We start from the raw sequence: 23016 nt of genomic DNA, 5'->3' as shown, positions 1-23016 counted from the left end.
GGGGACCGGTTTGGCCGGGAGAACCGGCATCGGGTAATCTTGGCCAGTCGTTGCCCGGCGACAGCGGTGTGCTGTTCCGTGGCCGGTTCCCGATACCGGAGCCACCAGGTGCTGAGGCGGCGGTTTTATCAGACCAGTCGTGCGGTGCATCCCGGTGCGAACCGAGGATGCCTCCGCATGAGACGAGTGCCTAGCACTAAGAGGAAGAAGGGTAGCCGACCGATGGCAACGTACGCGATCGTCAAGACCGGCGGAAAGCAGTACAAGGTCGCGGTCGGTGACCTGGTGAAGGTCGAGAAGATCGAGGGTGCGCCGGGCACCTCCGTGGCACTGTCGCCGGTGCTCGTCGTCGATGGCGCCGAGTTGACCACCGCAGCCGACAAGCTCGCGAAGGTTTCGGTGTCGGCCGAGGTGGTCGAGCAGACCAAGGGCCCGAAGATCCGCATCCACAAGTTCAAGAACAAGACCGGATACCACAAGCGCCAGGGTCACCGTCAGCCGCTGACGGTCCTGAAGGTCACCGGCATCAAGTAACCACCCCGCAGGGCTTCGCAGCCCGCGCTGAAGGAGTATCAGCAATGGCACATAAGAAGGGTGCATCCAGCTCCCGGAACGGCCGCGATTCCAATTCCAAGCGGCTCGGCGTGAAGCGCTTCGGCGGGCAGACCGTCAAGGCCGGCGAGATCCTGGTCCGCCAGCGCGGAACCCACTTCCATCCCGGCGTCAACGTCGGCCGCGGCGGGGACGACACCCTGTTCGCGCTGGAAGCCGGTGCCGTCGCGTTCGGCACCAAGCGTGGTCGCAAGACCATCAACATCGTGGTCCCGGAGCCGGTCGAAGCCTGACCGGCTGACGACTCCACCACAGCGAGCGGGTCAGGGTGATACACCCTCGGCCCGCTTTCGCGTTTCCGGGGCACCCGAATCACCACCGTGTCCTCCCCGCCCGCCAATCCCCAGAGAGGATGATCCGGCCATGGCCAAGTTCATCGACCGTGTCGTTCTTCATGTGCGCGCCGGAAAGGGCGGGCACGGCTGTGCGTCGGTGCACCGGGAGAAGTTCAAACCGCTCGGCGGGCCCGACGGCGGCAACGGTGGCGGCGGCGGGGATGTGATCCTCGAGGTCGACGCCAATGTGCACACCCTGCTGGACTTCCATTTCCATCCGCACGCCAAGGCCGGTAACGGCAAACCCGGCGAAGGCGGCAACCGGGACGGGAAGAAGGGCGGCGAACTGCTGCTGAAGGTGCCCGACGGCACCGTGGTGCTCGATGCCGGCGGTGAGGTCCTGATGGATCTGGTCGGGGTCGGCAACCGGTTCGTCGTGGCCAAGGGCGGCCGCGGTGGGCTGGGCAACGCCGCGCTGGTGTCGCGGGCGCGTAAGGCGCCCGGTTTCGCGTTGCTCGGTGAGGAGGGCGAGACCCGCGATGTGGTGCTCGAACTCAAATCGGTGGCCGATGTGGGCCTGGTGGGTTTCCCGTCGGCCGGTAAATCGTCGCTGGTGTCGGTGCTCTCCGCCGCGAAGCCGAAAATCGCCGACTACCCGTTCACCACACTGGTGCCCAACCTCGGCGTCGTGCACGCGGGGGAGACCACCTTCACCGTCGCCGATGTGCCCGGCCTGATCCCGGGCGCCAGCGAGGGCCGGGGGCTGGGCCTGGATTTCCTGCGGCATCTGGAACGCTGCGCCGTACTGGCGCATGTGGTCGATCTGGCCACTCTCGAACCCGGCCGCGATCCGCTCTCCGATATCGACGCGCTCGAGGCCGAACTCGCGGCCTACAAACCGGCGCTCAGCGGTGACGCGAGCCTGGGCGATCTGGCCGGCCGGCCGCGCGTGGTGATTCTCAACAAGGCCGATGTGCCCGACGCCGAGGACCTCGCCGAGCTGGTCACCCCCGATCTGCTGGAGCGGGGCTGGCCGGTCTTCCTGATCTCCGCGGTCTCTCACGCCGGACTGCGGCCCCTGACCTTCGCCCTGGCCCAACTCGTCCAGCAGTACCGCGACGACCATCCGAAGGCCGCGCCGAAACGGCCGGTGATCCGGCCCATCGCCGTGGACGAATCGGGCTTCACGGTGGTGGCCGATCCGGAGGAGCCGGGCGGGTTCCTGGTACGCGGTACCCGGCCCGAGCGCTGGGTCCGCCAGACCCAGTTCGACAACGACGAAGCGGTCGGCTATCTCGCCGACCGGCTGGCCCGGCTCGGCGTCGAGGACGAACTGGTGCGCCTGGGTGCGCAGCCCGGCGCCCCGGTGACCATCGGTGAGGTGACCTTCGAATGGGAGCCGCAGATCACCGCGGGCGCCGATATCGTGCCCACCGGTCGCGGCACCGATATCCGGCTGGAGCAGACCGACCGCGTGAGCGCGGCCGAACGTAAGCACGCCTCGCGGGTGCGGCGTGGCCTGGTGGACGACGAGGACGGAGAGTAGGCAGGTGAACCTGGGTAACCGCGGAGCGGGAGCACGGCCGTGACCCGCGCTCCGCTCGAACTCGGCGCGGCCCGGCAGGCGATCGCCCGAGCCCGGCGGGTCGTAGTGAAGATCGGGTCGTCCGCCCTAACCAGCCTGCACGGCGGGCTCGATATCGACCGCCTCGACCGGCTCGCGGACGCCATCGAGGCACGTATGCGGGCCGGGTCCGATGTGGTGGTGGTGTCCTCCGGTGCGATCGGCGCCGGGCTGGCGCCGTTGGGTCTCACCCGCCGGCCCCGCGATCTGGCGACCAAACAGGCCGCCGCCAGTGTCGGTCAGCTCGCGCTCGCGCACGCCTGGGGGACCTCCTTCGCCCGCTACGACCGCACGGTCGGTCAGGTCCTGCTCAGTGCCGACGATTTCGCCCGCCGCGAGCATCACCGCAATGCCCAGCGCACCCTGGACCGGTTGCGGTCGCTGGGCGCGGTGGCCGTGGTGAACGAGAACGACACCGTGGCGACCGAGGAGATCCGGTTCGGCGACAACGACCGGCTCGCCGCGCTGGTCGCGCATCTCGTGGGCGCCGATGCGCTGTTCCTGCTCTCCGATGTGGCCGGTCTCTACGACGGCGACCCGCGGAAGGGCGATGCCAATTTCATCGCCGAGGTGCGCAGTAGCGCCGATCTCGACGGGGTCATCGCCGGCAGCGGCGGCGTGCTCGGGACGGGCGGGATGGCCTCGAAACTGTCGGCGGCCCGGCTGGCGGCCGACGCGGGGGTGCCGGTGCTGCTCGCGGCCGCCGCGGATGCCGGGCAGGCGCTCGAAACGGGCACGGTGGGAACGGCTTTCGCGGCCCGGCCGGTCCGGCTCTCGGCGCGCCGGTTCTGGGTGCGGCACGCGGCCGACAGCCGCGGCGCCATCCTCATCGACGCCGGGGCGGTATCCGCGGTGGCGGGCGCCCGCCGTTCGCTGCTCGCCGCCGGGATCGTCGGTGTGCGCGGCCGTTTCCACGGTGGTGACGTGGTCGATCTGATCGGGCCGGATCGATCCGTGGTGGCGCGGGGAGTGGTGGAATACGATGCCGCCGAACTCGCTACCATGCTCGGCCGGTCCACCCGGGAACTTCCGGACGGTATGCAGCGGCCCGTGATCCACGCCGACGATCTCGTCCGGGTCTGAGGCGCCGGGTCCGGGCGGTCAGGCCAGGCGGCCGAGATGATCGGCGGTGCGGGTGGTTTCCGGCAACCGGTAGCGCGGCGCCAGCCGCAACACCAGCGCGCACGCGGTATCCAGGGTGAAGCGGTGCCCGACCGAGACGAAGACCGGTTTCACCCCCGGCTGGGTACGCAATGCCCGGCCCACGGTCTCGCCGTCGTCGAGCAGGGCGCTCCACTCGCCGCGGAGCGGGCCGGGTTCGGTATGCGGACCGTGGAAATTCTTGGCGACGCCGATACTGGGCAGATCGGTGAGCACGCCCAGATGGGCGGCCAGACCGAAACGGCGTGGATGGGCCAGTCCGTGCCCGTCGCAGATCAGCGCATCGGGTTCCACGCTCAGGGTCTCCAGCGCCCCGGTCAGCGCGGGCACCTCCCGGAACGCGAAAAGTCCTGATATGTACGGGAATTCGATCCGTTCGCGGACCACGGCCCGATCGACCACCTCCAGCGAGTCCGAATCCAGCACCGTCACCACCCCGACCGCGATATCGGGATCCCGGTACGCCACATCCAGGCCGGCGACCCGGCGGATCGGACCGTGTTCGTCGGCCACCCGGACCCGGTCCCGGAGCCGCCGCTGGATGGCGACGGCTTCCTCCTCGCCGACCGCCCATTCGTGCATACGCCGAACCCGAACCATGCGGGGAGCCTAGCGGGGCGGCGCGCCGCGACCACGGCACCGGGTCGCGGGAGCCCGATCGGGACCCGGGGTCCCCGCCGGGCTAGACGGAAACGGGGGCGATCGCACCGGGTTCCGGGTCGACCAGCGCATAGCCGCGCAGCCGCTGCACGGCGCGTTCGTCGGAGAGTTCGGCCCGGGCGTCGGGGTGATCGCGGTAGTAGCGGATCAGCCAGTAGGTGGCGGAGGAGCCGATCGAGAGTTTCTCCGCGTGGATCCGTTTCGTGCTCGCGCGTCCCGGCCGGCGGCCCGGCAACCCGATCCGGATGGTGCCCTTGGAGTTGTTCCGCGACACCACCGTGATCGATTCGATCGCGGTCCAGCTCACGCGGTTGCCGAAGGAGGTCTTGGTCGGCAGCACGATATGCATCGGCGTCAGCACCAGCCGCCGGATCTCCGGGCGCCGGGCGTAGAGGCACAGATAGGCCAGCAGCAGCGCGGCCACCGTGATCGCCAGCCACGGGGGGATCGGCGGATGCAGGGGGAGCGTGAGGGTCTCGGTCCAGGTGCCGATGCCGAAGATCGCGCACAGCGTGGCCAGCGAGAGGAAGCAGGTCACCAGGGCGACCTCGTAGCCGAGGGAGCGGCGAACCACCAGCGCGCCCTGATCGGTCGCGTAGCGCGCGCCCTCGATCTGGATCCGTGACCGTCCGCGCGAGGTCGCCGACAGCATCGGCAGATACGAGGCCACCCAGGCGGCGGTCGCGAGATTCACGGCGATCCGCAACGGTTCCCCGGAGTCCAGCGACAACACCGCTTGCGCCAGCAGGAATGTCGCCAGGACGGCGACCAGGAAGACCGCCGGATAGGTCCAGCCGTTGAGGTTGCCGCGAAGTTCACGAGGCGGTGGAAAATAATCCCGCGAGTTCGCCGGCCGCGAATCGGCCACCTCGCCCGGCCGTTCATCGGCCTGCGGCGGATCGGGGACAACGGTGTGCGGCTGGCGTGTCATCGGTACTACCTGTACTTCAGGAATACATCGGGCGCCTGCGATGATATCGGCAATCGGAGGGCAACTCCGCCTCGCGCGGGCAGGCTGACCCGTCTGCGTCACTCCTGCCGCGCGCGGGGCCGCAACCGGTCGATCGCCGCGACCACGACCAGCGAGATCGCGCCCCAGATCACGAAGGTCGTGAGCCGGCTTCCGACGATATCGGCGTCGAAATACAGGATGGAGCGGGCCGATTCGACCGCCGCCGGCATGGGCAGGACATCGTGCAGCGTCCGGAAGAGGGCCGGTTCCATATAGATCGACATCGCCCCGTTGGACGCGGGTACGCCCAGGAACATCAGCACGGCGATCACCGGCAGTACGGCCAGCATGCCCAGTATCCGCACGAAGATGGTCGTGAACAGGGCGGTGCTGAATATCGCCACCGCGCCGACGCCCCACAGGGGCAGGAAGTGACCGTGGATCGCCCCGACGATCGGGCCCGCGATGGTCCACACCACCGCCGACATCGCGAGCGACCAGCCGGCCAGGATCGGCAGCAGGGTCCGCAATCCCATCACCATCGGCGCCGCGGTGGCGCCCACGATGATGATCATGAATCCGGCCATGATCCAGCCCATCGCCAGATACATCGATACCGACCCCATCGAATCGTCCGCGCTCAGGGGCGTGACGTTCTCCACCTCCAGCGGCAGCTGCTGACCGGCCGCGACCTGGCCGAATACCGTTCGCACCACCTGCTGCTGGCTGACGCCGGCGGCTTCGTTGGTGATCAGCGTGGCGTGCGGGTCCTGCGCCGAGGGCAGCAGGTAGGCGGCCGATACCGTGCGGTCGCGGACGAGTTCGCGGGCCTGGTCACCGTCGGTGAGACCGCGCAGTTCGAACAGGCCGGACATGTTCTGCTCCAGGCCGTGCACCACCTGCCCGGCGGTCTGCTCGTCGGCGGCGACCACGGCCACCGGCATCTTGTCCGGCGCGGGCTGGTACATGGCGCCGAGCATGGTGGTCATCATCATCGCGACCATGGCCAGCGGGAAGAACGCCAGCAGCGCGTAGTGCACCCGGGTGCGCGGCCGGGGGCCGGGCAGCAGGGATTCGACGGTGCGCGCGGGCAGCGGCGCATCGGGATCGCGGCGGCGCTTCAGCGCGTCGATTCCGAGTGTCGCGAGCAGGGCCGCCGCGGCGCCGATCGCCAGGACCAGCAGATGCCCACCGAGTCCGCTGCCACCGAAATACAGAGCCGACCGCAGCGATTCGCCGGTGGCGGCGGCGGGCAGGAAGCTGTGCAGAATCGGGTAGAGCGAGGGCAGTGTGTACACCGACATCCCGAGATTCGAGGCCGGTACACCCAGCACCATCAGGAACAGCATGCCCACCAGGACGGCCATCGGGCCCAGGATCCGGGTGAGGAAGAGCTGCACCGACCCGACCGCGAAAACGGCCAGCCAGCCGATACCCAGCACTTCGGCGGTATGTCCTTCGATGGCGCCGAGAACCGGATCGGCCACCGTCCAGACCAGGCCCGCCATGAGCGCGGCCCAGCCGACCAGCAGCGGGACGAACCGCCGGAACCGCAGCAGTTCCGGGGCCGAGGAGAGCATCAGGCTCAGCGGCATATAGCCCGCGAGCATGAGCGCGGTCGTCATGAACATGACGGCCAGACCGGCGGTGTCGTGCGCGGGCAGCGGTGCGAGGTCCTCGGCCTGCGCGTGCCCGCCCTCCGCGATCACCTGTGCCGTGAGCACCTGGCCGACAGTGGACGCCTGGGAGGCGCCGGCGGCGCCCGCGGTGTAGATCGTGGTGGTGGCGCCCTCCGCCGGTGCGGACAGTGAGACGGCTCCGGCGACCTCCCGGTCCAGCACGAGAGCGCGGGCCTCGGCGTCGCTGCCGGTCACCCGGACGTCCACCGCCGCGCCCTGATCGGTTTCCAGCGCTTCGGCGAACGCCGCGGCGCCCGGTCCGGCCACGGCCACCGGCATATTGTTCGGCGCCGGTGCGTGCATGGCGGCCAGATAGCCGGTGATCATCATGGAGACCAGCAGGAACGGGAATACGAACATCCCCGCGATGCGGCCGATCCGTTCCTTCTTCGCCCGCGCGAGTTCCTCGGCGTCGGGTTCGCCGGGTGCGGGCGGGTTCGGGGTTTCGATGGGGGCAGCGGTCACCGCCGGACTCCTCGCTCTGGGCAGGCCCGGACGCGCGATCCGGTACGGGCAGGTGGGTCAGGAGCGGCAGGGCAGCGTCATCGGTCCCCGCAACCGCTCACCCGGTATGCCGACCAATTTACGCCACGTGACTTAAAATGGCGGGTTCGGAGTGGTGTGAGGCTGATCGCACCGGACGACTCGGCAGTATGGGACCGACGAGACCGGCGAGAGGAGAACACGGTGGGACGGCGTGGCGATCTGGCCCGGCAGGCGCTGTTGGACGCCGCCGAAGAACTGTTCGCCACGCACGGCATCGATTCGGTGTCCAACCGCCGGATCGCCGAAGAAGCGGGCCAGTCCAATCATTCGGCGGTCACCTACCACTTCGGCGGACGCGATGAGCTGCTGCGCGCCCTGATCGATCGGTACAGCGAACCCGTCGGGCGGTCGCGGGCCGAACTCGTCGACCGGTTGCCCCCCGACGCCGGCCTCACCGAATGTCTGCAGTGCCTGATCCTGCCGGTGACCGATCACATCGCGTCGCTGCCCACGCCGACCTGGCGGGCCCGGTTCCAGCGGCAGCTCGCGACCACGCCGTCTACGGCCGCCATGCTCGCGGACCGGGCCCGCGCCGACGCGCTCTCCGATGTACTCATCGCCCGGATCGACGCGTCGCTGGCCTCGATACCGCGATCGGTGCAGGAGGGTCGCGAGCGGATCGTGGCCCGGATGATCACCGATATCTGCGCGGAGTACGAGACCCGGGTCAATGAGGGATCGCAGCCCGCCCAGTGGCGGGCCCTCGGCTATTTCCTCACCGACGCCTGCGCCGGGCTGCTGAGCGCGCCCGTGAGCGATCCCGGGTTTCCGGGACTGTAGGTCCGCACCCGAACGTCACGGCGGTTTTCTGCCAGCGTGCCCCGGGGTGTTCACCGATGCTCGTTGTACGACAGCGGAATCGCGTCGTGACACGGGGTTCACGGAAGGAACGAGATGTCGGAGAACACAGTGCTGATCACCGGGGCCACCCGGGGGATCGGGCGGGCCACCGCGACGGCTTTCGCGCGCAAGGGCTACCGGGTCGTCGTGACCGGGCGGCGCCCGGAGGCCGTCGACGGTGTGGTCCGGGATCTGCGCGCGGAGGGGTTCGCGGTGGAGGGCGAACTGCTGGATGTGTGCTCGATCGACAGTGCGCGGTGCCTGGCCGAATCGCTGGGCCGCCGCCACGACCACCTGGATGTGCTGGTGAACAATGCGGGAATCCTGCCGGAGGCGACGGCGTCGGGGGCGGTGAACTTCGCCCATCTCGGTGCGTTCACCGACACTCTGATGACCAACACGTTCGGTCCGGTGAACGTGATCGAGGCCCTGCTCCCGCTGGTGCGGCAGGCTCCGGCGGGCCATATCGTCAATATCTCCACGGAGATGGGTTCGCTCACCGAGCAGCGCAACCCCGGGTCGGCGTACTTCCCGATGGTCGTGCCGGGGTATCAGGCGTCGAAGGCCGCACTCAACAGCCTGACGGTGGGGCTGGCGAAACAGCTGGCCGGGACCGGTGTGCGGGTGACCTCGGTCTGCCCGGGGTTCGTCGCCACCGAACTCGCTCCCGCCGCCGCCGACGCGCCGACGAGCCCGGAGGAGGCGGCGCGGCTCGTCCTGGCGGCGGCGGAATCCGCGGCGCCCACGGAGGCGGGAGCGTTCGTCGGCGCCGCGGGGCCGATCGCCTGGTGAGCAGGGCGTGGCGCGGCTACGCGGTGGTGTTCCCGGCGCAGGCCGACCGGATCCGGCCGGCCGCGTAGTGGGCGAAGGCCGTCACCTCCGCGCCCCGGCCCGTCCAGTCGTCGGCCAGGTCGCCGAGGTATCCCGCCCGTGCGTACCGGAGGGTCGCGGCGTATCCACCGGGGATCCGGGTGGCCAGCCGGTCCGCGGCCGCTGCCTTGGAGACCAGTGCGCCCGTTTCGGCCGTCACCCACATCCGGGCCAGGGTGAGCACGGTATTGCGTTCGTCGCCCGCGATACCGGTGAGCAGGGTGGGCAGGCTCGCCTCGATCGCGCGCACGATATCGCCCGGCGGGACCGGCGCGAGAATCCGGTGTGCGGGTGGCCCGTACAGTGCTCGCGACGATTCCCGCGCCATCGCGATCAGGATCGTCAGATCCGGGTCGGGTTCGGGTGCGGGGCAGTGCCCGCGTTCGAGGTCCTCGCGTAGCCATTCGCCGTACACGTATTCGGCGCGCGGGGGGAATCGGGCGGGGGACAGGCCGGCGGCGGCCACGACGGTGAGTTCGACGGGTCTGGCCCCATCGGTGCGGGGCCAGCGCCCCGAGGCGCGTAAAAGACGGCCGGTCAACGATTTACGCTCGCCTGTTCCGAGCTCGGCGCCGGTGACCGCCAGGAAATCGAGATCGCTGTCGTGGTGCAGACCGCCGGTCACCGCGGAGCCGTAGAGATACAACGCCGTGAGTTTCGTGCCCAGTACCTCCGCGGCGATGCGCAGGATCGCCGTGTACTCGGTGACGGTGTCGCGCGAGTATTCCTCCACCCCGCACACGATAGGGGTACACCCCGGTGGCGGTGTCCTTCCGGCGGAGGACATGGAAATCGGGGTTTTCATGGAGGTACCCGGGTGGGGGTACCCCCTAGGTTCGTGTGGTGAGGTCCCGGCGGGGACGCGGGGTATCGGGCGTGGCCCGGGAACAGTGAGGTGCGGTGTGGGCGGGGTCGATTCACAGGTCTCCGGAAGCGGCGGGATCACCGTGGCCCAGACGGTGCCGGATACCGGCGGTGTGGTGGTCGAGTCCGATACCGCACCGGCGCGGTGGCCGTGGCCGCTGCGGGTGGCCCTGCGCTTCGCCGTGGTCTACTGCGCGCTGTTCTGTGTGCTGATCGGCCAGATCCTCTTCGCCTTCGCGGGCGTGGTGTACGACCTGCTGCCGGATCAGGCGCCGATCTGGCCGCTGCTGCGGCTGGCTCCGCTGCTGGAATGGGTGGGCCGGACGGTGTTCGGCGCCGAGGCCGTGTTCCGGGAGGATTCCGGTAGCGGTGATCAGGCCGCCCTCTGGGTGCTGATGTTCTGCCTGCTGGTGGTGTCCGCGGTGGTGACGCTGGTGTGGTCGGTCCTGGACCGCCGCCGGCCCGCCTATCCGCGGTTGTCGGCCTGGTTCCTCACCGGTCTGCGGTGGTGCCTGGCCGGGCAGATGCTGTTCTACGGTATCGCCAAGGCCATTCCGACCCAGATGCCGCCGCCTTCGCTGTCGACGCTGCTCCAGCCGTTCGGGGAGATGACCCCGATGGCGGTGCTCTGGCTGCAGGTCGGCAGTTCGCCGGTGTACGAGATCCTGCTCGGGACAGCGGAACTCCTCGCCGGCCTGCTGTTGCTGGTACCCCGCACGGCGACCCTCGGCGCGCTGCTGAGCCTGGTGAGCATGGCGCAGGTGTTCGTCCTGAACATGACCTTCGACGTCCCGGTCAAAATCCTGTCGTTCCACCTGATGGTGTTCGCGCTGATCCTGCTCGCGCCGCAGGCGCGCCGCTTCCTGGACTTCTTCGTCCTGGCGCGGCGCGCCGACCCCGCCGTGCAACCGCCGCTGTTCACCGGACGGCGGGCCAACCGCTACGCCGGGATCGCGCAGGCGCTGCTCGGGGTGTGGCTGGTCGCCGGGATCGTGCAGATCGGCTGGTCGAGCTGGGACGAATTCGGGGGCGGGGTACCGAAACCGCCGCTGTACGGGATGTGGGAGGTCACCGAGTTCCGGGTCGGCGGAGAACCGGTCGCTCCGTTGACCACCGACGAGACCCGGTGGCGGCGGGTCGTCGTCGAGGCGCCGGGCGCGGTCACTCTGCAGTCCATGGACGGGGGTCTGGTGACCGTCCCGGCGACCGTGGATACGGCCGCGCGCACCCTCGCGATCACCATGCCGGCGGCCGGCCCGGAGGCGCCACCGGTGGTGTTCACCTATACCGGGCCGGACGGCGGCCGGTTGCGTTTCGACGGCGAACTCGACGGCCGCGCGGCCGTTGTCGAGATGCGCGCGGTGGATCCGGGCGAGTTCCGGTTGAACGGGCCCCGATTCCACTGGGTGCAGGATTATCCCGCGCTGTCGTGAGCGGCGCGGCCCGGCGGTGATCCACGTCAGGACCGCGGGGGAATCACTCCGGGCTGGTCGGGCGCACGCTGACCGGGGACGGGACCGGTGATACCCGGCTGACCCGCCGGGTCCGACAGCGGCACGCCGGTGGGATGCCGGCCCGGTGGAGCGGCCTGGGGTTGTTCCTCCGGTTCCGGCGGGGTGGCCGGTGGGTCCGGGGGCGCGGGGGGTTCCGGTGCCGCCGGGGGTTCGGAAGGCGCGGGCGGCTGTTCGGCGGCGGGCGGCGGCGCCGGGGCCTCCGGAGCGGGGGCCGCCGGCGGGGCGGTTTCGCCGGGAGCCGAGCCCTCGGGCGCGGGGTGCTCGGGCGGTGCCGGGGTTTCGGTGGGGGCGGGAGCTTCGGTGGGAGAGGGGGTTTCGGTGGGCCGCGGGGCCTCCGAGGTGGGTGGTCGCGCGGGGTCGTCCCCGGGTGCCGGGGATTCGGTATCCGGCTCCGCTTCCGGCGGTTCCGGTGCCGACCCGTTCGGTGAGTCCGGTGCCCCGGAATCGCCGCCCGCTCCGGCCGAATCCGGATCGGTGGCGGCGGCCGGGGCATCGGGTTCGGGCACCGCGGCCACCTGGGGCCGGGTCGGCGGGGCCAGCGGCGGCAGCGGGCCGGGCGCGGCCGGTGGCGCGGGCAGGGCCGGAACACCGGTGCCCGCGGCCGTATAGGCGGGTTTGTAGACCATGTTCATGGTGAGAACCGCTTCCTGGCGCAGGACCTCCTGCACCAGTTGCGCGTCGATCACCTTGGCCGCCTCCAGCATCCGGGCCAGCGCCCCCACCGGACCCGAATCACCGGGCGGTACCACCGCGATCTTCACCGCTTCGGCGGCCGCGGCCACCGCGCCCAGCCGTACCCCGACCTGGCCCAGGACCGCGGCGAGTTCGTCCACCGATTCGGCGAAACTGCGGGTACTGGCGAAGGCGGCGTCGGCGGCCTCACCGTCCCATTCCATCGCGTTCATCACCCGGTCGGTACCGGCGCGGGTGAGCGGAAAGGAGGTCTGCAGGGTGGTGGCGGCGTGCACCCAGGTTCCCGACAGGCGCAGGATCTCACCGGCATCGATCTGCTGGGTCGCCGCGTAGATGTCCTCGTGGCGCATGGCCTCGAAATGCTCCATGGCGCTGATGTATTCGGGATCGACCCCGGTCATCTCGCCTCCTTCCTAGGGGATACATGCCGTCCGCCGAGGTATGGCCTCACGGCACGAATCTCGCCTCCACCGCCCGCACCGCCGCGGCGCCCGCGGCGTCGGCCTCCTCGTACAGACCGCCGCTGACCAGGAACGCTTCCTTCATCCGGTAGGCGGCCTCGATGTAGTGGTCGAGCAGGGCGGCCGCGTCGCGCGCCTTGTGCCCGAAACCGGCCTCGAGCTGGCGGGCGGAGATCAGGCCGCCGAATCCGTGTGGCTCGGAGGCGTCTTCCAGTCGTTGCCGCAGGTAGATCAGGCGGTCGGCCTGCCGGTCGTAGAATTCCGCGCACCGCCGGGCCGCTTCCGGATCGAACTTGACGGTTCCGGCGTGGGCTGCCTGGCGGAACCGGACGATCTCGGCTCGACTGTCTTCGATCTTCATGACTGGCGTACCCCTCCGTCGGTCCCGCTCAGCGTAGCCGCAACACCGGGTCCGGGGCAGCCGGTCGGCGCGACCGGCGGCTCAGCCCGGAATCCGCTTCTGCAGATGCGCGGCGAGCTGTTCCGGTGAGGCGGCCACGATATGCACCGCGTCGTCGGTGCGCAACAGATAGCGCCCGTCGTTCTCGACGTCGAGCCAGGTGTAATGGATGGCGGGGGTCTCGGTGGGCCGATCGAGATGGGGTTCGATCCGGATATGGCCCTCGGCGGTATGCGGGGCGCACAGCAGTTTCCGGATGAGCGGCGCGGCGCGCTCCTCCTGGACCACGGTTTCGGTATCGCGTACCGCGGCGGCCGAGGCGGTCCGGGCCGGATGCCGCCCGGCGGGTGTGGTCGGCAGCAGCGACGCCAGGCGGGCGCCGAGTTTCGCCCGGTGACCGATCGCCAGCCGCACCGGTCCGCCGAATTCGGCGGTGCGCCCCGGCGCCTGCACCGCGAGCACCGCGCGGTCGTACACCACGCACCCCAGGACCCGGATTTCGCGGCCGGGTTCGGGACCCGCGCCGACGGCGATCACCCGCGTCTGCGGTTCGGCGAGAATACGCAGGCAGGTATCGAGATCGGGGTCGGGCGGCAGGCGCCGCACCAGCTCGGCACGCAGGATCTCGGCGTCGCGCTCGGTACGCGGCGATTCCAGAACCCGCAGCGGATACGGGAGCCGGTCCAGGTCGGCTTGGCGCCACACGTGCGCGAACTCGTCGGGGGTCAGGCTCCAACTCACGCGGAATCACATCCTCACCGAAACCTGCGCGGGCCACAACAGACTATCGGTTGTTTCGCAGCCCGCTGACCTCGGGCGGCGACGGGCGCCGGTATCCCGCGCGCTGACACAACCCCCGAATACGCGGTGGGCAGGCGGTTTCTCGGGTTTACTCGTGCGCACCGGCAACAGTGCTGTTGTGACGGAAGGGGTTGGAGGTCGGTTCGTGCGAGTACTCCGAACGTTGTGTGCGCAGGCCGATACCGCGGGAGCGGAGGCCGTGGGGCCCGCCCCGGCGACGGCCGCGGGGCGGCCGTGATCCGCGGCGCGGGCGAACCGGTGCCCGCGGGCGTGCCCCGGATCTGGGACGATTCCGGTATCGCCGAGGGAGTGCGGGGAATGACCTCGCCGCTCACCTTCACCCTGGTCGCCGGGATTCTCGACCGGGCCTGCCGGGAGTACGCCCGATCGCTGCGGGTCCCGGACGCGCAGGTGCGGCAGATGTCGGATTGGACTCCCTATCTGCTGGGGAGTTTCCACGGCCGGGTGTACCACAACCTGCTGCACTGGTATCGGATCGCCGGTATCGGGCCCGGCTACGCGCTGAGCCGCCGGGGCCTCGGCGCCGCGGCGCCCGCCGGGCCGCTGGCCGACGATATCGCCGGACCTCTCCGGCCCTTCACCTTCGCTTCCCGGCTTCGCGCCGCGGTCGTCCGGACCCGGATCGCGGCCGTCTACCTGCGCCGGTTGTCCGGTATCGAGGCGGTCGTGCGGGATTTCCGCGCCGGGTTCGAGCATTTCCGCGGCCGCTACGAGGCGATGGAGTATCTGCACGGTGAGCACGCGTACGCGATGTTCCGGCGTGCGGAGCGGGAGCTGGCGCTGCAGTGGGGCGCGGCGATGGTGCTGGACGCTGTCCTGATGTCACTCACCGGCGCGGTGGTGGCCGCGCGCGGCACGCCGGGGCGGATGTCGTGGACGTTCCCCGCGGGGCCGCCCGCGCCGGTGGTCGCCGGCTCCGGCGACCCGGCCGGCGCGCCCGCCGAGTTCGCCCTGCGCGAGGACGACCCGGACGCGGCGGACCGGTCCGGGGCACGGGAACTCCCCGTTTTCGAGGCCGCGCTCGATCCCGGCGGTGCGGACGCCGGCGGCGCGGGCGTGCTCCGCCGGTGGCTGACGGGGCGGATCCGGGACCGGGCGGTGCGATGCGCCGCGTATCGCGAAGAGCTGCGATCGTGCCGGTTGCACGCGTACCGGATTCTCGGCCGGATGATCCGGGTGATGGGGGAGGATCTGGCCGCGCGCCGGATCCTCGACGCTCCCGGCGATATCTACCAGCTGACCGTCGCCGAGCTGTACGCCTGCTACGACCGGGTGCCGATGCCGGATCTGCGGTCGCGGATATCGGAGCGGCGGGCCGACCGGGCCGTGGACCTGGGACTGGTCGCGCCGGCGCGGTTCGCCACCGTGGGCGCCACCTACTCCGACGCCGCGCTGGCGGCGGCGGGCTGGGTGCCGCGGACCGGTCGCCCGGGGACCTGACTCCGCGCCCGCCCGGCCGCGGCGGGGCCGCCTGCCTGCGAGAATGCCGGGGTGGATATGGCGATAGGTCTGGTGGTGCTGGTGGCGGCGGCCGCGGCGGTCGCGGGGCTGGCCCGGCGGTTCGGGGTGTCCGAGCCGCTGGCACTGACCCTGGCCGGGGTGGCGGCGTCCTATCTGCCGTTCGTCCCCGAGGTGCATCTCGAACCCGAGATCGTGCTGCTGGGGTTGCTGCCGCCGCTGCTCTACACGGCGGCGTTGCGGACCTCGCTGGTGGATTTCCGGGCCAATATCGGCGGTATCGCGCTGTTGTCGGTGGGGCTCGTGCTGTTCAGCACCTTCGCCGTGGCGGCGGTGGTGTGGTGGCTGCTACCGGTGCCGTTCGCGGTGGCGGTGGCGCTGGGTGCGGTGGTCGCGCCGCCGGACGCGGTGGCGGCCACCGCGGTGGCGCGCCGGATCGGCATGCCGCGCCGCATCGTGACCATTCTCGAGGACGAATCGCTGTTCAACGACGCGACCGCGCTGGTCGCGCTGCGTACCGCGATCGCCGCGTCCGCGGGGGCGGTCTCGCTGTGGGACGCGGGCTGGGATTTCCTGCTCGCCGCGGGCGGCGGCGCGGTGGTCGGGATCGCCGTCGCCTACCTGCTCGCGATGCTGCGGCGGCGGATCACCGATCCGGTGCTCGATACGACGCTGTCGTTCCTGGCGCCGTTCCTGGCCTATCTGCCCGCCGAGGAAATCCATTCCTCCGGCGTGATCGCGGTCGTCACCTGCGGAATGATCCTCGGTCACAACGCTCCGGTCTGGCAGAGCGCGGCCTCGCGCACCGCCGAACGCATCAACTGGCGCACGGTGCAGTTCATCCTGGAGAGCGCGGTGTTCCTGGTCATCGGGTTGCAGGTGAGCGGCATCGTCGAGGGCGCCTGGGAAAGCGGACTCGATCACACTCTGCTGATCGTCACCGCGATCGCGGTGCTGCTGGCCGTCATGCTGTCGCGGCCGGTGTGGGTTTTCGGGTGGGCGCTGGCCACCCGGCTGACCGGGCGTTCGGATGTTCCGCTGACCCACCCCGCGGTGGTCTCCTGGGCGGGTATGCGCGGTGTGGTGACGCTGGCGGCGGTGCTGCTGCTGCCCGCGAACACCCCGCAGCTGCCGGTACTGAAACTGCTGGCGCTGGTGGTGGTGGGCGGCACCCTGCTGCTGCAGGGCACATCGCTGCCCTGGCTGGTGCGCCGGCTGCGGCTGCGGGGGCCGAGCCGGGCCGAGGACGCGCTGCAGAAGGCGAACCTGCTCACCCAGGCCTCCAACGCCGGATTGACCGCCCTGGACGAGGCGATCGACTCGCATACCCCGGAGGAGGTGGTGCGCTCGCTGCGCGACCGGGTCACCTGGCGGACCAACGCCGCCTGGGAGCGGCTCGGACGCCCGGAGTCCGAGCTGGCCACCCCGACCGCGGAGTACCGGCGGCTGCGGCTGGAGATGTTGCGTGCCGAACGCGATACCGTCCTGCGGGTCCGGGACGCGGGCGGCGCGGACTACGAGATCCTGCAGGCGGTGCTGGCCCGGCTCGACCTGGAGGAGTCCATGATCGACCGGTTCGACGAGGGCGAGGACGATCAGGGCGCCGAGACGCTGGCCGGTCCGGTGGGCCCGGCCGCCGATTGCGCCCACCTGCGGGCGGCGCCGCTGGTCTGCGAGTCCACCGAACCGGATGTATGCGCCGAATGTGTGGCCGAGGGCCTGACCTGGGTTCATCTGCGCATGTGCCTGACCTGCGGTCATATCGCGTGCTGCGATTCCTCGCCGGGTAACCACGCGACCCGCCACTACGGTTCCAGCGGGCATCCGGTGATGCGCAGTGTCGAACCCGGCGAGGCGTGGCGCTGGTGCTACGTCGACGAACTCCTCGGCTGACCCGGCCGGCGCCGGGCGCGGACCCCGTGTCGGTGGTGTCGGGCAGGATGGCGGTATGACGACAGCACCGGGCAGCACCGTGGGCGGGGCCGGCGAGGTCGCCGGCGAACTCCGTGAGCACGCCGAAGCGCTCCTGCGCGAACTCGCCGGGCCCGGCGCCCGCCTGCGGGAGGACCAGTGGACCGCGATCGAGGCGCTGGTGGTGGGCAAACGCCGGGCGCTGGTGGTGCAGCGCACCGGATGGGGTAAGTCCGCGGTCTACTTCATCTCGGCGAAACTGCTGCGGGCCCGGGGGCGCGGACCCACCGTGATCGTCTCGCCGCTGCTCGCGCTGATGCGCAACCAGGTGGCCTCCGCGCAGCGGGCCGGGGTGGTGGCCGCGACCATCAATTCCGGGAACGTCACCGAATGGGACGAGATCCACCAGCAGGTCGCGGCGGGCACCGTGGATGTGCTGCTGGTGAGTCCGGAGCGGCTGAACAACCCCGATTTCCGCGACCAGGTGCTGCCCCGGCTGGCGGCCGATGCCGGACTGGTCGTGATCGACGAGGCGCACTGCGTCTCGGACTGGGGCCACGATTTCCGTCCGGACTACCGGCGTATCCGCACCCTGATCGCCGAACTCGGTAGCGAGGTGCCGGTCCTGGCCACCACCGCGACCGCCAACGACCGGGTGGTCACCGATGTGGCCGGGCAGATCGGCACCGACACCCTGGTGCTGCGCGGCAGCCTCGACCGGGAATCACTGCGGCTGTCGGTGGTCCGGTTCGACGACGCGGTGGAGCGCACCACCTGGCTCAGCGGCACTCTCGACGATCTGCCCGGTTCCGGGATCGTCTACGCGCTCACCGTCGCCGGCGCGCACGATCTCGCCGACGTGCTCACCTCACACGGTCACCGGGTCGCCGCCTACACCGGCCAGACCGATCCGGCCGAACGGGAGGCGCTCGAGGCCGCCCTGCTCGGCAACGAGGTCAAGGCCCTGATCGCGACCTCGGCGCTGGGCATGGGGTTCGACAAACCCGATCTCGGCTTCGTGGTGCACCTGGGTGCGCCGTCCTCGCCGATCTCCTACTACCAGCAGGTCGGCCGTGCCGGGCGTGCCACCGAACGCGCCGAGGTCGTACTGCTGCCCGGTCCCGAGGACACCCGGATCTGGAGCTACTTCGCCTCGGTCGCCTTCCCGCGCGAACATATCGTGCGATCGGTGCTGGAAGCCCTCGACCACGAACGCCCGCAGTCCACGGCGGCCCTGGAACCGCTGGTGGAGCTGAACCGGTCGCGGCTGGAGATGGTCCTGAAGGTGCTCGATGTCGACGGCGCCGTCCGCCGGGTACGGGGCGGCTGGCTGGCCACCGGGATGCCCTGGACCTACGACGCCGAACGCTACGAACGGCTCGACGCCGCCCGCACCGCCGAACAGCAGGCGATGCTGGACTACGAGCGCACCACCGCCTGCCGGATGGAATTCCTGCGCCGCCAGCTCGACGACCCCGCCCTCACCGCCGCCGCGCCCGGCACCGGCGCCTGCGGCCGCTGCGACAACTGCACCGGTGAACACCGCACCGCCGCGGTCGACACCGAGGCCGTGGCCGCCACCCGCGCCCGGCTCGACCGGCCCGGTGTCGACCTCGCGCCGCGTAAACAGTGGCCCACCGGCATGTCGAAACTCGGTATCCCGCTGTCCGGCAAGATTTCCGAGGGCGCCGAGACCGGCCGGGTGCTGGGGCGGCTCAACGCTCTGGGCTGGGGCCGGCGGCTGCGCCCGATTCTGGACGGGCCCGACGGCCCGGTTCCGGACGAGGTGGTGGACGCCTGCATTCCGGTACTGCGCGAATGGGACTGGGCCGTGCGGCCCACCGCGGTGCTGGCGCTGGAATCGGCCACGCACCCGGTGCTCACCGCGTCGCTCGCCGAACGCCTGGCCGGGATCGGACGCCTGCGCAACCTCGGCACACTGCACATCCGGCCGGATCGCCCGCCGGTATCGGCGGTCAATTCCGCTCATCGCGTCGCCGCCCTCTACGACTCCTGGGAGGTGCCGGATCTGTCGGCCGCCGACGGTCCGATCCTGCTGGTGGATACGCTCACCGACTCCGGCTGGACCCTCACCGTCGCCGCCTGGACCCTGCGCCGCGCGGGCGCGCCCGCGGTACTGCCGTTCGCCCTGGCCACCCCGACCTGATCGGCGCCGGGCCCGTCCCGGGCCGATCAGCGGAAGTCGGCGGCATGGTCGCGCGCCCATTCCGCGAAGGTGCGCGCGGGCCGGCCGGTGAGTTCCTCGACGATTGTGGAGGTCTGCGGCGTAGTGCCGGTACCGGTCTCCCAGCCGGCGAGCACCGCCGTCACCGCCTCCGGTGGCATCGTCTCGCCCATTTCGCGCCGGGCCCGTTCCGGGGAGATCCGCTCGGTCTCGACGGTGCGGCCGATGGCCCGGCCGATGAGTTCGACCTGGCGGCGCAGCGTGAGTGCCTCCGGCCCCCAGACGGTGTAGGCGCGGTTGCGGTGGCCCGGTTCGGTCAGTGCTGTCACCGCGAGCGCCGCCAGGTCCTTCTCGTGGATCGGTGCGGTCAGGGCGTCGGGATAGGGCAGCCCGACCGGGCGTCCGCTGCGCACGGCCCGCTGCCACACCCACACCGAGTTGGTCGCGAATCCGCCCGGCCGGAGGAAGGTCCAGTCGAGTCCGGATTGCTCCAGGGCCGCTTCGACGGTGCGGTGGGCGCGGGCGATCGGGTTGTGCTCGGGGTCGGGGAGCAGCACCGCGCCGGACGACAGGAACACCACCTGGTGTACCCCGGCCGCGCGGGCGGCGGCGACGAAACCGTCGATACCTTCGGGCTGGGCGTACAGGAAGACCCGGCGTGCTCCGTCGAGGGCGGCGGGCAGGGTTTCGGGACGGAGCAGATCCGCCGCGACCGACTCGGCGTCCGGCGGGAACCCGGCCGCGCCGGGCCGGCGGCTCACGAGCCGGATCCTCTCACCCTGCGCCCGAAGGGTTTCCGCGATATTGCGCCCGACATTGCCGCCGGCGCCGAAAACGACTGTGACCATGGCCGGAGCCTAACCAGCAGGCTTACTATCGGTAAGTACATACCTCGAGGTAAGCTCCTGAAGCGATGGTAGGTGCACAGGCCCGGCGCGGCGACCGGCAGGACCGGAGTGACGCATTCAACAGCGACTGCCCGGCGCGCGAGATCCTCGATCACATCACCAGCCGCTGGGGTGTGCTGATCCTGACGGCCTTGCGCGAAGGCCCGTTACGGTTCTCCGAACTCCACGGCTATATCGGCGGTATCAGTGAGAAGATGCTGTCGCAGACACTGCGCACCTTCGTCCGGGACGGTCTGGTCGCGCGTTCGGTGGCGCCCACGGTGCCGCCGCGGGTCAGCTACGAGCTCACCGATCTCGGCCGCGGCCTGACCGAACCCATGCACGAATTCCTCGGCTGGATCCGGGTGCACACCGCCGAGGTGGTGCGGGCGCAACAGCGGTTCGACGACCGGAGCGGTGGCTGACGTCGGCCCCCGTCACGCGGCCGGGTCGTTACACATTTCCTCGATGCTACCAGTGGTAGCATTCTGGTCATGAGTGGGAGCAGGAAGTACTCGGTCAGCCTGCCCGAGGAACTCGCCGAATCGGTTCGTGCGCAGGTCGGGCCCGGAGGGTTCTCGGCCTATATCGCCTCCGCGCTCGAACATCGGGTGGCGATGGACAAATTGCGTGAAATCGTCGACGACTACGAACAGGGCAACGATCCGCTCACCCGGACAGAAATCGATCGTGCGAAGGCCGAGCTCCGCCACGACAAGAACGGATCGGCCGCTGCCTGATGCCGGGAACACTGTTGCTGGATTGTGCGGGATTATCGAAGCTGTACCTCGGCGATCGCGCGATGATGGTCCGAATCGAGGCGGCACGCCAGGAGAACATACGGGTTGGTACCACCGCCATGACACGACTGGAGGCGGAGTACGACCGCATCCAGCCCGCCCGGATCGCGTGGGCGCTCTCGCGAATCGACGTGCATGAAGTGACTCGCGCGGTCAGCGATAGCGCGGCCGCGCTGTTACGGGCACACGGATTGCACGGTCGCAAGTACGCGATCGACGCGGTGCTCGCCGCCGTCGCCCTGGCGGTCCAGACCCCGGTGACGATCGCGACATCGGACCCTGAGGATCTGACACTGCTGTGCGGTGAGCGGGCCGCGATCGTCAAGGTGTGACGGTGCCGTGTTCAGATCGCGGCGCGGAGCCGGTCGAAGGTTCGCGGCGGGGTTGCCCGGTCGATGACACGCAGCCGGTGACGTCACCGGTGCGGGTGTCGACGAACAGGGGTTGCCGTCGCGGTCTGTGATGGGGACGAATGGCGGCACCAACAATTCGCCGGCCGATCCCGCGGGTTCGGCAGTGAGAGCGACGGGGTCGAATGCGGCCGCGTACTCAGGGGTCCGTCGTTGTTGATCGGCGTCGATATCGAGCCACATCGCGCGGATCTGCTCGCTGCGCGCCGCGGGTGGCACCGGCCCGCCGCAGGATCCGGCCGTATATGCGGCAGTTGATGCTGAGGTTCCCTGGGGCGGTACTCCACGGCAGCCTGTCGACCCGGGCTGCGTTGGACGAGGCGCTGTTCAACGATCCGTCGATGGCGGCGGGCAACAAACCACCGCGTACCAGAGGCCCTTCTCGGATTCCGAAAAGGGCCTCTGAACCGAAACCGTGATGACTCGCTGTCGTATGGCTATTTCAATAGGCTTCCGGCGTCAACGGGCAGCGGCAGGCCGGTGATGTAGCGCGCTTCGTCGGAGGCGAGGAACAGTACAGCGTTGCTGATGTCCACCGGTTCGACCCATCCCACCGGCAGAACATGCATGAGCTGGGCGACCGGAGCGAAGTCGTCGGGGCCGGGGTTCTCGAGGTCTGGCCGGAACAGTTTCATCGTTCCTTCGTTCATGAACATCGGGGTATTGACGTTGGTCGGCAGCACCGAGTTGACTCGGATGGAGTGCTGGCCCAGTTCCACGGCGAAGCTGCGCATCAGTCCGATCACCCCGTGTTTGGCGGCGATGTAGTGGCCGGTGTTGGGGTAGGCCTTCATGCCGCCGACCGAGCTGGTGAGGACGACCGATCCGCCACCGGCTTCCAGTAGATGCGGCACGGCGGCCTTCACCGTTTTCCAGACCCCGGACAGGTTGATATCGATCATGGTCTGCCAGTCGGATTCACCGGTTTTGTCCAGCGTTTCGCCGCCGTTGCCGATACCGGCGTTCGCGACGACGATGTCGAGGCGGCCCAATTGCTCGACCCCGTTGTCGAGAGCGGTTTTCAGGGCGTCGTAGTCACGCACGTCGACCTGTTCGGTCACGATGCGCCGACCGTGGTTCTTGACCAGCTCGGCGGTCTCGGCCAGGTCTTCCGGTGTCGAAGCGGCGATATCGTCGCTGCCACTGACCGGTTTGCACACGTCGATGGCGATGATGTCGGCGCCCTCCTGCGCCAGCCGGACCGCATGGCTACGGCCTTGTCCGCGTGCTGCTCCCGTGATGAAGGCGACCTTGCCTTCGACCCGCGCGCTCATGAACCACCTCAATCTGTCGCTGAACGATCACCGCGACAGCGCGCCGCGATCGTGAGAATCGACCAACTACTGATCGATCGATAAAACTGTGACAGCGGCGGCATGAACTGTCAACGGC

Annotated in this window: 22 protein-coding genes; 13 read left to right on the top strand and 9 right to left on the bottom strand. The window is 70.1% G+C overall.

Annotated elements, in window-relative coordinates; all coding sequences use genetic code 11:
* Positions 1-222: 222 nt before the first annotated feature.
* From rplU to proB, 4 genes are all read left to right on the top strand, one after another.
* Positions 223-534, top strand: coding sequence for a 50S ribosomal protein L21 (gene rplU / locus ACZ6SF_RS27130; RefSeq protein ID WP_068046299.1), 312 nt, complete (start codon positions 223-225; stop codon positions 532-534).
* 44 nt (positions 535-578) lie between these two features.
* Complete coding sequence (rpmA, locus tag ACZ6SF_RS27125) at positions 579-845, top strand: 50S ribosomal protein L27 (RefSeq protein ID WP_357428832.1); 267 nt, start codon at positions 579-581, stop codon at positions 843-845.
* 130 nt (positions 846-975) lie between these two features.
* On the top strand, positions 976-2433 hold the full coding sequence (gene obgE, locus ACZ6SF_RS27120) for a GTPase ObgE (protein WP_466065689.1): 1458 nt from the start codon (positions 976-978) through the stop codon (positions 2431-2433).
* Between the two features lie 39 nt (positions 2434-2472).
* Positions 2473-3594 carry a glutamate 5-kinase gene (proB, locus tag ACZ6SF_RS27115; protein WP_466065687.1) on the top strand — a complete coding sequence of 374 codons (1122 nt, stop codon included), beginning with the start codon at positions 2473-2475 and terminating at the stop codon, positions 3592-3594.
* A gap of 18 nt (positions 3595-3612) precedes the next feature.
* Here the strand turns inward: proB and ACZ6SF_RS27110 are convergent, their stop codons facing one another.
* The 3 genes from ACZ6SF_RS27110 to ACZ6SF_RS27100 all read right to left on the bottom strand — a co-directional run bounded on the left by ACZ6SF_RS27110 (position 3613) and on the right by ACZ6SF_RS27100 (position 7428).
* The gene (locus tag ACZ6SF_RS27110; RefSeq protein ID WP_466065686.1) at positions 3613-4272 is read right to left on the bottom strand and encodes an endonuclease V; all 660 of its coding nucleotides are present in this window, start codon (positions 4270-4272) and stop codon (positions 3613-3615) included.
* An 82-nt stretch (positions 4273-4354) separates the two neighbouring features.
* Positions 4355-5263 carry a hypothetical protein gene (locus ACZ6SF_RS27105; RefSeq protein ID WP_466065685.1) on the bottom strand — a complete coding sequence of 303 codons (909 nt, stop codon included), beginning with the start codon at positions 5261-5263 and terminating at the stop codon, positions 4355-4357.
* 98 nt (positions 5264-5361) lie between these two features.
* Positions 5362-7428 carry an ABC transporter permease gene (locus ACZ6SF_RS27100; protein ID WP_466065684.1) on the bottom strand — a complete coding sequence of 689 codons (2067 nt, stop codon included), beginning with the start codon at positions 7426-7428 and terminating at the stop codon, positions 5362-5364.
* Between the two features lie 222 nt (positions 7429-7650).
* On the opposite strand from ACZ6SF_RS27100, the gene ACZ6SF_RS27095 reads away from it, so the two are divergent.
* Positions 7651-8289: a TetR/AcrR family transcriptional regulator gene (locus ACZ6SF_RS27095; RefSeq protein WP_466065683.1), complete on the top strand. Its 639-nt coding sequence runs from the start codon at positions 7651-7653 to the stop codon at positions 8287-8289.
* Positions 8290-8403: 114 nt separating this feature from the next.
* Entirely contained in the window at positions 8404-9141 is a 738-nt protein-coding gene (locus ACZ6SF_RS27090; protein WP_466065682.1) for an SDR family NAD(P)-dependent oxidoreductase, read from the top strand.
* Between the two features lie 16 nt (positions 9142-9157).
* Here ACZ6SF_RS27090 and ACZ6SF_RS27085 read toward each other — a convergent pair whose 3' ends face one another.
* Positions 9158-9952: an aminoglycoside adenylyltransferase family protein gene (locus tag ACZ6SF_RS27085; RefSeq protein WP_466065681.1), complete on the bottom strand. Its 795-nt coding sequence runs from the start codon at positions 9950-9952 to the stop codon at positions 9158-9160.
* 169 nt (positions 9953-10121) lie between these two features.
* Between ACZ6SF_RS27085 and ACZ6SF_RS27080 the strand changes: the two genes are divergently transcribed.
* Positions 10122-11516: a DoxX family protein gene (locus ACZ6SF_RS27080; protein ID WP_466065680.1), complete on the top strand. Its 1395-nt coding sequence runs from the start codon at positions 10122-10124 to the stop codon at positions 11514-11516.
* Positions 11517-11542: 26 nt separating this feature from the next.
* On the opposite strand, the gene ACZ6SF_RS27075 is transcribed toward ACZ6SF_RS27080, so the two are convergent.
* From ACZ6SF_RS27075 to ACZ6SF_RS27065, 3 genes are all read right to left on the bottom strand, one after another.
* A complete protein-coding gene (locus ACZ6SF_RS27075) occupies positions 11543-12691 on the bottom strand; it encodes a hypothetical protein (RefSeq protein WP_466065678.1) in 1149 nt (382 codons plus the stop codon).
* 46 nt (positions 12692-12737) lie between these two features.
* Positions 12738-13112, bottom strand: a complete 375-nt coding sequence (locus ACZ6SF_RS27070; protein WP_466065677.1) for a hypothetical protein — start codon at positions 13110-13112, stop codon at positions 12738-12740.
* Positions 13113-13193: 81 nt separating this feature from the next.
* The gene (locus tag ACZ6SF_RS27065) at positions 13194-13892 is read right to left on the bottom strand and encodes an ESX secretion-associated protein EspG (protein WP_466065675.1); all 699 of its coding nucleotides are present in this window, start codon (positions 13890-13892) and stop codon (positions 13194-13196) included.
* A gap of 294 nt (positions 13893-14186) precedes the next feature.
* Between ACZ6SF_RS27065 and ACZ6SF_RS27060 the strand changes: the two genes are divergently transcribed.
* From ACZ6SF_RS27060 to ACZ6SF_RS27050, 3 genes are read left to right on the top strand one after another with little or no spacing between them, the layout of a single operon-like run.
* Positions 14187-15413, top strand: coding sequence for a hypothetical protein (locus ACZ6SF_RS27060; protein ID WP_466065673.1), 1227 nt, complete (start codon positions 14187-14189; stop codon positions 15411-15413).
* Between the two features lie 57 nt (positions 15414-15470).
* Positions 15471-17324, top strand: coding sequence for a Na+/H+ antiporter (locus ACZ6SF_RS27055; RefSeq protein WP_466066157.1), 1854 nt, complete (start codon positions 15471-15473; stop codon positions 17322-17324).
* 55 nt (positions 17325-17379) lie between these two features.
* Complete coding sequence (locus tag ACZ6SF_RS27050) at positions 17380-19509, top strand: RecQ family ATP-dependent DNA helicase (RefSeq protein ID WP_466065671.1); 2130 nt, start codon at positions 17380-17382, stop codon at positions 19507-19509.
* Positions 19510-19535: 26 nt separating this feature from the next.
* Here ACZ6SF_RS27050 and ACZ6SF_RS27045 read toward each other — a convergent pair whose 3' ends face one another.
* On the bottom strand, positions 19536-20375 hold the full coding sequence (locus tag ACZ6SF_RS27045) for an NAD(P)H-binding protein (RefSeq protein ID WP_466065669.1): 840 nt from the start codon (positions 20373-20375) through the stop codon (positions 19536-19538).
* A 65-nt stretch (positions 20376-20440) separates the two neighbouring features.
* Here ACZ6SF_RS27045 and ACZ6SF_RS27040 point away from each other — a divergent pair, with 65 nt between their 5' ends.
* The 3 genes from ACZ6SF_RS27040 (at position 20441) to ACZ6SF_RS27030 (ending at position 21546) form a co-directional block, all read left to right on the top strand.
* Positions 20441-20839, top strand: coding sequence for a winged helix-turn-helix transcriptional regulator (locus tag ACZ6SF_RS27040; RefSeq protein WP_466065668.1), 399 nt, complete (start codon positions 20441-20443; stop codon positions 20837-20839).
* A 69-nt stretch (positions 20840-20908) separates the two neighbouring features.
* Positions 20909-21154, top strand: a complete 246-nt coding sequence (locus ACZ6SF_RS27035) for a hypothetical protein (RefSeq protein ID WP_466065666.1) — start codon at positions 20909-20911, stop codon at positions 21152-21154.
* Between the two features lie 119 nt (positions 21155-21273).
* The gene (locus tag ACZ6SF_RS27030) at positions 21274-21546 is read left to right on the top strand and encodes a DNA-binding protein (protein ID WP_466065664.1); all 273 of its coding nucleotides are present in this window, start codon (positions 21274-21276) and stop codon (positions 21544-21546) included.
* 515 nt (positions 21547-22061) lie between these two features.
* On the opposite strand, the gene ACZ6SF_RS27025 is transcribed toward ACZ6SF_RS27030, so the two are convergent.
* Entirely contained in the window at positions 22062-22898 is an 837-nt protein-coding gene (locus tag ACZ6SF_RS27025; protein ID WP_466065662.1) for a mycofactocin-coupled SDR family oxidoreductase, read from the bottom strand.
* Between the last annotated feature and the right edge of the window lie 118 nt (positions 22899-23016).

This window comes from Nocardia sp. NPDC049935 (genome assembly GCF_055586645.1).
The sequence above is the reverse complement of the archived record's forward strand: the minus strand, read 5'-3'. Positions and strand labels throughout refer to the sequence as shown.